Below are 10,575 nucleotides of genomic sequence, written 5' to 3'. Positions count from 1 at the left end.
CGGCAGCCCCCGGCGCCCAGCCGCCGGAAGCGCCGCAGCCGGCAAAGAAAAAGAAGTCCGGGAAAAAGCTGAAACGGGTGGTCGCAGTCGTGCTGGTGCTCGCGTTGGCGGGCGCGGCGGGCGTGCACTTCCTCAGCCCCAAGCAGGCGGACGCGAAGGCCAGCTTCACCGAGGAGGCAGCCGCCCGCCGGGACATCACCACCACGCTGACCGGCACGGGCACGCTCGCGCCGCTCAACCAGTACAACGTGACGACGCTGGCGCGCGGCGAGGTACTGACCTGCACCTTCGAGGAGGGCGACACCGTGCAGAAGGGCGACCTGCTGTACACGATCGATTCCTCTGATGTGGAGGACAACATTGAAAAGAGCCGCCTGTCCCTGCAGCAAAGCCAGCTCAGCTACAACCAGCAACTTGAAAGCCTGGCCGACCTCAGCGTCAAGGCGAAAAAGTCCGGCGTGATTACGGACGTGGCGGTCGAGGCGGGCGACGAGGTCAAAGCGGGCGACAAGATCGCCGACGTGCGCGACAGCTCGGTGATGAAGCTCAAGGTGCCGTTTAATTCCGCGGACGCGCAGGGCTTTTATGTCGGCCAGGCCGCGGCCGTCACAATCGACGGCAGCTTTGAGACCCTGTCCGGCACGGTCGCGGAGATTGACGGCGCGGACACCGTGCTGGAGGGCTACCAGATGGTGCGCAACGTGACCATTTCGGTGCAGAACCCCGGCGCGCTGTCGCCCTCCGCCGCAGGCACCGCCACGGTGGGCGGGGTCGCGTGCAACAGCGGCGCGAACTTCGAATATAACGCGGAATCCACCATCACCGCGGAGGTCGCGGGCACTGTGGCGTCCGTTTCCGTACATAGCGGTTCGGCGGTTTCCGCGGGGCAGGTCGTCTGCAAGATGACCAGCACCAGCATTCAAAACCAGGTCGAAAACCAGGCGCTCTCGCTCAAAAACGCCGAGCTTTCCCTACAGAGCACGATCGATTCGCTGGACGACTACAAGGTCACCGCGCCGATCTCCGGCACCGTCGTGACGAAGAACACGCAGGCGGGAGACTCGATCGATTCCTCGTCCGGCGTGTCGGCGCTCGCGGTCATCTATGACATGTCGGCGCTGACCTTCGACATCGCGCTCGACGAGCTGGACGTCAACCAGGTACAGGTCGGCCAGGAGGTACAGGTGACGGTCGATGCGCTCGACGGCCAGTCCTTCACCGGCTNGAGCGTGCCCGCCGCGCCCGGGAAGCGCTCGCGCGGGTAGGGCTGGAGGGCAAATGCAAGAACCTGCCGAGCCAGCTCTCCGGCGGCCAGCAGCAGCGCGTCTCGATCGCGCGGGCGCTGGCGGGCGACCCGTCGGTCATCCTCGCGGACGAACCGACCGGCGCGCTCGACAGCCGCACGAGCCGCGAGGTGCTCGACTTCCTGCAGCGGCTGCACAAGGAAGGCAACACGATCGTGCTGATCACGCACGACAACTCGATCGCCGCCGAGGCGCAGCGCATCATCCGCCTGGCGGACGGCAGGATCGTCTACGACGGCCCGTCCGTCCCGGCCGACCAGGTGCAGTACGCCGAGGGCGTGCACCCGATGCAGCCGCCGGCGCGGCGGTACGCGGAAGGGGTGGGCTGAATTGGGTTTTATGCAGGCCTTCCGGCTGGCGCTCAAAAGCCTGTCCGGGAGCAAGATGCGCTCCTTCCTGACCATGCTCGGCATCATCATCGGCGTCGGCTCGGTCATCATCCTGGTGTCGCTCATGCAGGGCATGACGAACATGATGACCTCCACCTTTGAGGAGATGGGCACGAACCGCCTGACCGTTATGGTTATGGGGCGCGGCTCCTCCCGCACGGTCGATGTGGACGATATGTACGCCCTTTACGAGGAAAACCCGGACTATTTCGCCTCCATGAGCCCGACGGTCTCCATGCAGGCGCAGGTCAAGCAGGATACGGTGAGCTACGATTCGACCACGGTGACCGGCGTCAGCGAGGACTACGAGGACATCGGCAAGTTCGACCTGGACAGCGGGCGCTTCCTCGGCTATGTGGACGTGGAAAACCGTAACAAGGTGTGCGTCATCGGCTCCTACCTCGCGCAAAGCGCCTTTTCCGGCGACCCGGTCGGGCAGACCATTAAACTCAACGGCAACCTGTTCACGGTGGTCGGCGTAATCGAGGAGCAGGACGACTCGACCGAGGGCTCGTCCGACGACTGTATGTATATCCCCTATACGACCGCGTCCAAACTCGGGCGCAGCATGGTGTCGAGCTATATTTTCATGACGACGGACACCAGCCTTAACGACCAGGCGTCCGCCATCCTGGACAACGCGCTCTACGAGGTGTTCCAGAGCGACGACTTCTACACGATCTCCGATATGTCGGAAATGCTTTCCACCGTGGAGGAGATGACCGGCACCATGACGCTGCTGCTGGTCGGCATCGCGGCGATCTCGCTGCTCGTCGGCGGCATCGGCATCATGAACATCATGCTGGTATCGGTCACGGAGCGCACGCGCGAGATCGGCATCCGCAAATCCCTGGGCGCCAAGCGCAAGGACATTATGCGGCAGTTCGTCATCGAGGCCGCGACGACCTCGGCGGTCGGCGGGCTGATCGGCATCGCGTTCGGCGCCGCGGTCGCGGTCGCGGTCGGCGGGCTGATCGGGCTGACGGTCGTGCCGTCGGCCAGCGCGGTCGGCGTGTCGTTCGGCGTATCGGTCGCAATCGGCGTATTTTTCGGCTTCATGCCCGCCAACAAGGCGGCGAAGCTCAACCCGATCGACGCGCTGCGCTATGATTAAAGGGCTTGCGCCCCAAACCCCGTTTGGGGCGCAAGGGCACGCTGCGGCGTGAAAGGATTCACTTATCGACCCTGGAGGTTTAAACCATGAAGAAACTGCTTTGCGCCGTGCTCTGCACGGCGACATTGCTGTCCGCCCTGCCGGTACAGGCCGCGTCGGGCGACCAGACGACCATCGAGCAGGTGGTCGGGGCGCTCGGCGTCATCACGGGCGACGAAAACGGCAACCTGAACCTGTCCGCGGGCGTCACGCGCGCGGAGTTCGCCAAGATGCTGGTGTGCGCCTCGACCCTCAAGGACACCGTTTCCCCCGCGGGCAACGCGTCGCCGTTTCGGGACGTACCCTATACGCACTGGGCGGCGAGCTATATCAAGACCGCGGTGGGGCAGGGCTGGCTGACCGGCTACCTGGACGGCTCCTACCGGCCGGACAACAACGTCACCACGGCGGAGGCCGCGACCGCGGTGCTCAAGCTCCTGGGCTACGCCGCGACCGACTTTTCGGGCGCCTACCCGGAGGGGCAGATGGCGCTTTACAAGTCCCTCGGCCTGGGCGACGGCATCTCGTCCTCGGCCACGGGCACGATGAGCCGCCAGAACTGTATGCGCCTGTTTTATAACCTGCTGTCCGTCAAATCCAAGGACAGCGAGCAGAAATACATCGAAAAGCTCGGCTACAAGCTCGACGGCGACGGCAACCCGGACTATAACGACCTGCTGCAGGGCACGATGGACGGCCCGGTGGTCGTGGGCGCGGAGGGCTGGCAGGCCGCGCTGGGCTTTACGCCGTCGACGGTGTACCGCAACGGCTCGGTTTCGTCCGCGGACGCGCTGCAGGCCTACGACGTGCTGTATTACTCCGCGGAGCGCCGCACCGTGTGGGCGTATGCGCGCCGCGTCACCGGCACCTATGAAAAGGCTTCCCCGAACAAGGAGGCGCCGGCCTCGGTCACGGTCGCGGGCGTGGAATACACGGTTTCCGGCTCCATGGCGACCGCGGCGCTCGGCACGGAGGGCGGCCTTGCGATCGGCTCCAACATCACGCTGTTGCTCGGCAAAAACGGCGAGGCGGTCATGGCCTACCCGTCGTCCGACTTGGCCAGCGACCTGGTCGGCGTGGTCACGGCCAAGGGCACGCAGGAGTATACCTCCGCCAACGGCGCGTCCTACACCTCGCAGACCATCACCCTCACCGCGCCGGACGGCGAAAGCTACACCGTGGCCTGCAACAAGACCGGCATCGGCGTGGGCAGCCTGGTGCGCGTGACCTATGATTCCTCGGGCACGAACGTCACGACGCTCACGCGCTCGGGCAGCGTTTCCGGCAAGGTCAGCGCGTCCGCGGGGCGCATCGGCAACACCAAGGTCGCGGACGGCGCGGACATCATGGACGCGGGCGACACGGGCGGCGTGCGCATCTACCTCAGCCGCATCGACGGCATGACGCTCGATTCCTCGGACGTCGCCTATGCGGAAAAAAACAGCGCGGGCGAAATCACGACCCTGATCCTGAACGACGTCACCGGCGACCAGTACAGCTACGGCGTCGTGCTCTCCGCGAGCGAAAAGTCGGACGGCATGTCGGTTTCCGGCAGCTACCGCTGGCTGATCGACGGCGTGCAGACCTCCCAGTCCTCGAGCAGCTCGACGCTGGGGGCTTCCTCCGGCCCGGCGCGCTTCACGATGAGCGGCAATTCCGTGCAGGCGGTGCGCAAGCTGGAAAAGGTCAAGGCCGTCGCCGCGCTGACCGCGGGCTACGTGCAGGACGGCGAGGGCGAGCGCCACACGATCTGGGATCACGCCGTGGTCTACCTGCTGCAGAACAACACCTATTCCAAGATGGACCGCAACGAACTGAACCTTGCGGACTACAATGTAAGCGCCTACTACGACAAGGACGATGCGGAGGGCGGCCGCGTCCGCGTCCTCATCGCCACCGTGCGCAGCTAAACGCGGCGCCGGCGCCCCCGGGGGATTCCCCCGGGGGCGTTTTGCATATGCGGCGCGGCCGGGAGGGATTCCCAGGCGCCCCGCGCCGGGTTCCCCCTGCCGCCGCGCGCCGTTTTGTGTTATACTTATAAAATAACGGCGAAAGCCAAAGCCCCGCCGAGGAGGAACGCTATGGAACAGCCCCTTGTCAGTATTATCGTCCCGGTCTATAATTCCGCGCCCCTGCTCGCCCGCTGCATCGACAGCGCGCGCAGGCAGCGCTACCCCGCCGTCGAGATCCTGCTCATCAACGACGGCTCGACCGACGCGAGCCTGGAGATCTGCCGGATGTACGCCCGCGTCGACCCGCGCATCACGGTGGTCGACCGGCGCAACAGCGGCGTGTCGGCCACGCGCAACCACGCCATCGGCCTGGCGCGCGGCAAATACCTGCAATTTTTGGACAGCGACGACTGGATGGACGCCAACGCCACGCGCCTGCTCGCCGAGCGGGCGGAGGAGACCGGCGCAGATCTCGTCATCTCGCATTACTGCCGCGTGGACGGCGACAAGGTCACGGTGCACGGCTTCCTGAACCACACCGGCGTGATGGGCAAGCGCCAGTTTGCGGAGCACCTGATGGACGAGCCGGCGAGCTTCTATTACGGCGTGATGTGGAACAAGCTGTACCGCCGCGACATCGTGCAGGCGCACGCCATCCGCTGCAACGAAAACCTGGACTGGTGCGAGGATTTCCTGTTCAACCTCGAATACATCCGGTATGCGGAATCCTTCTGCGCGCTGCAAACGCCCATCTACTACTATGTCAAAAACAACAAGAGCCTGACCGCGACCACGCTCAACCCGATCAACACACTGCAGACGCGGCTTGGCCTGTTCGCCTACTATAAGGCCTTTTACCAGTCCATCGGCCTGTACGACCGGAACCGGATGCAGATCCACCGGTACCTGATCGCGGGCGCAAGCGACGGCTGACACGCCCCATACGCCCCATGGAAGGAGGCTTTTGGTTGAAGTACAAACAGGAAGGCGTGCTGCCTTCGTCCGATATCTACCTGCACATGCCGTCGGAATTCGCGCGCCGCACGCTATTTTACGCGGAGATGGCCGGGGACGCGTCCTGTACGCCCGCTTGGCAGATCGAGCGCGGCTTTTTTGATATGTTCGTGCTGTTTTATATCCGCTCGGGCGAGCTGGCGTTCCACGACCCGTCCCGGGACTTTGCCGCGGGGCCGGATTCCATCGTACTCTTTTGCTGCAAGGGCGCGCACGCCTACACCGCGCGCGTGCCGTCCGCCTTTTCCTGGGTGCATATCAACGGCTACGCCGTGCAGCCGTATTACGACCTGCTCACGGGCCAAGGCCACGCCNTTGTATATTACGCCGGGAGACACAGCAAGAATCGTTGACCATCCCGCAAGAATTCGCATTGCCCAGTGCGCGCCCGTTTTGCTACAATAATACAAACGGAAGCGGTTTTCGCCCGTTTTAAGGACATTTTTCGGATTATTGCAAGGCTGGAAAGGGGTAAGGTTATGGAATTGAAGGTCGGTGTGGTCGGCTGCGGGGCGATCGGCCGCGAACATATTGCGCGGCTGGGCGGCAAGCTGCAGCGCTGCCGTGTCGTCGCGGTGAGCGACGTGTTTGAGGAAGGCGCGCGCCAGGCGGGCGGGCCGTTTGGCGCGCGGGTGTATACGGACAGCGCCGCGCTGGTAAACGACCCGGAGGTCGACGCAGTCGTCGTGACGGCGGCGAGCTTCGCGCATAAGGACATCCTGCTGCAGTGCATCGCGGCGGGCAAGCCGGCCTTTTGCGAGAAGCCGCTGGCCAAAACCGCGGACGACTGCCGCGCGGTGATGGCGGCCGAGATGGCGTTTGGCCGCAAGCTGGTGCAGGTCGGCTTTATGCGCCGCTTCGACAAGGGGTACCGCCAGGTGAAGGCGCTGCTGGACAGACGCGCCTGCGGCGAGCCGCTTATCCTGCACTGCACACACCGCAACCCGTCGGTCGCGGACGATTACGATACGTCCATGGCGGTCAGCGAGACCGTCATCCACGAGATCGACGTGCTGCACTGGCTGCTGGACGACGAGTACGAGAGCGTGCAGGTCATGATCCCGCGCAGCACCAAAAACACCAANGGCGGGCGGCAAGCTCAAGATCGCGATGTGCATGCCGCTGCGCGACCAGTTCCTGACCACCATCGAGCTGGCGGCGCAGGAGCGCGCCAAGGAACTGGGCTACGACCTGGTCGGCTTCGACGCGAATAAGGACGTTAGTGCGCAGATTTCCCAGATTTCCGCGTGCGCTTCCGATAAGTACGACGTGATCCTGACCGCGGTCACCGACACGAGCACCACCGCGGAACTGATCCAGGCGGCGGGCGACGTGCCGATCGTGTTCTTCTGCCGCGGCGCGGATTACAGCCTGCTGGAGCAGGGCAAATCCGCCTATGTCGGCTGCGACCAGAACGACGCGGGCAAAATGCAGGGCGAATTCCTGGCGCAGTATTTCAAGGACAACAACATCGCCGCGCCGAGCGCGGTCGTCATGATGGGCAACCTCGGCGAGGAGGCGACCAACCAGCGCACCGACATGTGCAAGCAGACGCTGCAGGACGCGGGCTTTCAGGTCAATTACGTCTATGAGGACACGGCGGAGTGGGACCGCGCCAAGGCCATGGATAAGTTTACCCAGTTCATGGGTTCCGGCAAGCCGTTCGACGCCGTCATCTGCAATAACGACGACATGGCGCTCGGCTGCATCGAGGCGTTTACCAGCCAGGGCGTGACCGATATCCCGGTGCCGGTCGTGGGCGTGGACGCGACGGACGGCGGCTGCCAGGCGCTGATCGACGGCACGATGGCCTTTACCACCAGCCAGAACGGCGCCGCCCTCGGCAAGAATTCGGTCGACGTGGGCGTGGCGCTGGCCAAGGGCGAGACGGTCGACGGCATGGAGGGCGGCACGATCCTCTGGGTCCCGTTCGAGCCGGTCACCAAGGACAATGTTTCCGATTACTACACCCCGTAAATGAAAACGCTCCCTCTTCTTCATGGGCGGCCGCAAGGCCGCCCTTTTCCCTGCCCTGCAGGAAGACAAGAAATGTATATCATATGAGCAAGGGCGGGTACTGACATTCCCGCGGGTTTGGCGTATAATACAGGAAACACGGTAGGCAGCGCTCGCTGCGCAATACGGACAGAAAGGCGATGTGAACATTATGAGGGAACTGAAAATTGGTTTAATCGGCGCGGGCTGGATGGGCAGCTACCATATGGTCGGCTTTACGAACGTGCGGCAGGCATATGGGGACAAGGTGTGCCCGGTGTTTGAGCATGTGGCCGACCCGGACGAGGCCGCGGCAAAGCGCGCCGCCGCCCGCTTTGGCTTTAAGAAGTGCTCGTGCGACTGGGCGGACGTGGTGAACGACCCTGCGGTGGAGCTGGTCGTCGTCGCCACCCCGAACGATAGCCACGCGGAAATTTCGATCGCTGCCGCGAAGGCCGGTAAGCATATCATCTGCGAAAAGCCGATGGCAAACACCCTGGAAGACGGCCGTGCCATGGTGGAAGCGGTGGAGCAGGCGGGCGTCAAGAGCCTGGTGGACTTCATTTACACCAAATGCCCGGCCAACGTCTACGCGAAGCAGCTCATCCAGGAGGGCAAGCTCGGCGAAATCCTGACCTTCCGCGGCGAGTTCGACTGCTCTTACTGCGCCGACCCGGCCACGCCGTCCAAATGGCGGCAGTACGCCTCGGTTGCGGGCACGGGCGCGCTGGGCGACCTGACCGCGCACGTCATCAGCCTGTCCGACATGCTGGTCGGCCAGGAGATCACCGAGGTCTGCGCGACCTGGGAGACCGTATATCCGGAACGCCTGCGCGCCGAGGGCGCGCCCGACAAGGTGGCGGTCGATACCGACGACCAGATCTATATCCTGGTGCGGTACGCCAACGGCCACATCGGCCAGATGTCATCCAGCCGCATCTCGACCGGCAAGCCCTGCGCGCTCGCCTATGAGATCCAGGGCTCCAAGGGCACGATCAAGTTCGACCTGACCCGCATCAACGAGCTGCAAGTCTACCGCGACGGCGGCGAGGAGGGCGACCGCGGCTTCCATGTCCTCAAGGGCAACACGGCGCACGGCGATTACAAGCAATTCTGCGCGACCGACGAGCTGGGCATCTCTTATGCCGACGTCATGGGCATCCAGGCGCGCCACATGGTCGACGCGATCGTGGACGGCAAGCCGGTAGGGATCGACATTGCCTACGGCCACAAGGTCGACCGCATCATGGCCGCCATGGCGCTTTCCGCCAAGGAAAACCGCTGGGTGAAAATCGCGGAAATGGAACCGTAACCGCCGCGGGAGGCGCGCAAGCGGGAAAGATGGCGTCCTCTCCGCATTTACAGGGCTGGAAAGGGATAGAGGATCGAATCGAAATGCATAATAACAACATATAATAATACAAATAGTATTATTTTTAACGGAAGAAAAGCAAGATTATAGACAAATAAAAGCGGGGAACATGCTGACAATTTGTCCAAGTTGCAGTAGAATAAATGCATACGGTTTGGTATCCGGGACACTGTCCTGTAAACAGAAAGGTGAGGAAACGCTATGAAGGAAATTGGAATCGGCCTGGTTGGCGCGAACTGGATGGGCAACTACCACTCGATCGGCCTGACGAACGTACGGCAGGCGTACAGCGACGTGCTGCCGGTGTTTGAGTCCGTCGCGGACGTAAACGAGGCGGCGGCTATCACAGCCTGCAACCGGTTTGGCTACAAGCGCCATTCGGCCGACTGGCACGACGTGGTGAACGACCCTGCGGTCGACCTGGTCATTATCGCGACCCCGAACTTTACCCACGCGGAGATCGCCATCGCGGCGGCCAAGGCGGGCAAGCACATCCTGTGCGAGAAGCCGATGGCCAACACACTGGCGGACGGCAAGGCGATGGTCGACGCGGTGGCGCAGGCCGGCGTCAAGAGCCTCGTGGACTTTATCTACACCAAATGCCCGGCCAACATCTACGCCAAGGAGCTGATGCAGTCCGGCAAGCTGGGCGACTTCGTCACCTTCCGCGGCGAGTTCGACTGTTCCTACTGCGCAGACCCGTCCACCCCGGCGGCATGGCGCCAGCTTGCCGAGTTCGCGGGCACGGGCGCGCTGGGCGACCTGACCGCGCACATCGTCAGCCTGTCGGACATGATCGTCGGCAAGAAAATCGATTCCGTGCTGGCTTCCTGGGATATCGTATTCCCGACCCGCCCGGATGGCCGCGACACCTCCAAGACGGTCGATATCGACACGGACGACCAGATCTATGTCATCGTCAAGTATGAGGACGGCCGCCTCGGCACCATGTCCTCCAGCCGCGTATCGGTTGCCCGCCCGGACAGCCTGTCCTACGAGCTGCAGGGCACCAAGGGCGCGGTCAAGTTCGACCTGACCCATATCAACGACCTGCAGTACTACAGCGTGGACAGCGGGAAGGCGGAGCGCGGCTACAAGACCATTAAGGGCAATGTAGAGCACGGCGACTACAAGCACTTCTGCGCGACCGACGAGCTGGGCATCTCCTACGGCGACGTGATGGCCATCCAGGCGCACGACATCCTGACCGCGATCGTGGACGGCCACGATATCGGCATCGACATCGCCTACGGCCATTATGTGGACTCCGTCATGGCCGCCATGGCGCTTTCCGCCAAGGAAGGCCGCTGGGTCAAGGTTTCCGAGATGGCGTAAGCGGGAAAAACATCAAAAAAAAGCCCCCGGCCTTGTGGCCGGGGGCTTTCTGCGTCCCCAA

At 63.3% G+C, this 10,575-nt stretch carries 9 protein-coding genes and 1 pseudogene; all 10 read left to right on the top strand.

The genetic code is table 11. The features are described from left to right. Positions 1-77 precede the first annotated feature (77 nt). The 10 genes and pseudogenes from CZ203_RS15110 (at position 78) to CZ203_RS05330 (ending at position 10,514) form a co-directional block, all read left to right on the top strand. Entirely contained in the window at positions 78-1,265 is a 1,188-nt protein-coding gene (locus CZ203_RS15110; protein WP_328588153.1) for an HlyD family efflux transporter periplasmic adaptor subunit, read from the top strand. After that, a pseudogene (locus CZ203_RS05370) lies at positions 1,220-1,633 on the top strand (ABC transporter ATP-binding protein); the annotation flags it as partial. The gene CZ203_RS15110 and the pseudogene CZ203_RS05370, both read left to right, overlap by 46 nt. A gap of 10 nt (positions 1,634-1,643) precedes the next feature. Next, positions 1,644-2,807: an ABC transporter permease gene (locus CZ203_RS05365; RefSeq protein WP_227105213.1), complete on the top strand. Its 1,164-nt coding sequence runs from the start codon at positions 1,644-1,646 to the stop codon at positions 2,805-2,807. An 86-nt stretch (positions 2,808-2,893) separates the two neighbouring features. Beyond that, complete coding sequence (locus CZ203_RS05360) at positions 2,894-4,756, top strand: S-layer homology domain-containing protein (RefSeq protein WP_087065131.1); 1,863 nt, start codon at positions 2,894-2,896, stop codon at positions 4,754-4,756. A gap of 171 nt (positions 4,757-4,927) precedes the next feature. Further along, positions 4,928-5,731 carry a glycosyltransferase family 2 protein gene (locus tag CZ203_RS05355; RefSeq protein ID WP_087065130.1) on the top strand — a complete coding sequence of 268 codons (804 nt, stop codon included), beginning with the start codon at positions 4,928-4,930 and terminating at the stop codon, positions 5,729-5,731. A 17-nt stretch (positions 5,732-5,748) separates the two neighbouring features. Beyond that, positions 5,749-6,165, top strand: coding sequence for an AraC family ligand binding domain-containing protein (locus CZ203_RS05350; protein ID WP_143436140.1), 417 nt, complete (start codon positions 5,749-5,751; stop codon positions 6,163-6,165). Between the two features lie 126 nt (positions 6,166-6,291). Beyond that, positions 6,292-7,026 (top strand): Gfo/Idh/MocA family protein, encoded by a 735-nt coding sequence (locus tag CZ203_RS05345; RefSeq protein WP_087065128.1) that lies wholly within the window; start codon positions 6,292-6,294, stop codon positions 7,024-7,026. After that, positions 6,929-7,789 (top strand): sugar ABC transporter substrate-binding protein, encoded by an 861-nt coding sequence (locus tag CZ203_RS05340; RefSeq protein ID WP_159456377.1) that lies wholly within the window; start codon positions 6,929-6,931, stop codon positions 7,787-7,789. The genes CZ203_RS05345 and CZ203_RS05340 overlap by 98 nt, the downstream gene beginning before the upstream one ends. A gap of 190 nt (positions 7,790-7,979) precedes the next feature. Continuing rightward, positions 7,980-9,119 carry a Gfo/Idh/MocA family protein gene (locus CZ203_RS05335; RefSeq protein WP_087065126.1) on the top strand — a complete coding sequence of 380 codons (1,140 nt, stop codon included), beginning with the start codon at positions 7,980-7,982 and terminating at the stop codon, positions 9,117-9,119. Positions 9,120-9,380: 261 nt separating this feature from the next. After that, positions 9,381-10,514 (top strand): Gfo/Idh/MocA family protein, encoded by a 1,134-nt coding sequence (locus CZ203_RS05330; protein WP_087065125.1) that lies wholly within the window; start codon positions 9,381-9,383, stop codon positions 10,512-10,514. Positions 10,515-10,575 lie beyond the last annotated feature (61 nt).

It is taken from the genome of Intestinibacillus massiliensis, assembly GCF_900155735.1.
GTDB classification, from domain to species: Bacteria; Bacillota; Clostridia; order Oscillospirales; family Butyricicoccaceae; genus Intestinibacillus; species Intestinibacillus massiliensis.
The sequence above is the reverse complement of the archived record's forward strand: the minus strand, read 5'-3'. Positions and strand labels throughout refer to the sequence as shown.

Excerpts from the sequence above, each read along its gene's own strand:
- CZ203_RS05365 (WP_227105213.1), top strand. The coding sequence starts at position 1,644 with ATGCAGGCCTTCCGGCTGGCGCTCAAAAGCCTGTCCGGGAGCAAGATG.
- CZ203_RS05360 (WP_087065131.1), top strand. The coding sequence starts at position 2,894 with ATGAAGAAACTGCTTTGCGCCGTGCTCTGCACGGCGACATTGCTGTCC.
- CZ203_RS05355 (WP_087065130.1), top strand. The coding sequence starts at position 4,928 with ATGGAACAGCCCCTTGTCAGTATTATCGTCCCGGTCTATAATTCCGCG.
- CZ203_RS05340 (WP_159456377.1), top strand. The coding sequence starts at position 6,929 with ATGCCGCTGCGCGACCAGTTCCTGACCACCATCGAGCTGGCGGCGCAG.
- CZ203_RS05335 (WP_087065126.1), top strand. The coding sequence starts at position 7,980 with ATGAGGGAACTGAAAATTGGTTTAATCGGCGCGGGCTGGATGGGCAGC.
- CZ203_RS05330 (WP_087065125.1), top strand. The coding sequence starts at position 9,381 with ATGAAGGAAATTGGAATCGGCCTGGTTGGCGCGAACTGGATGGGCAAC.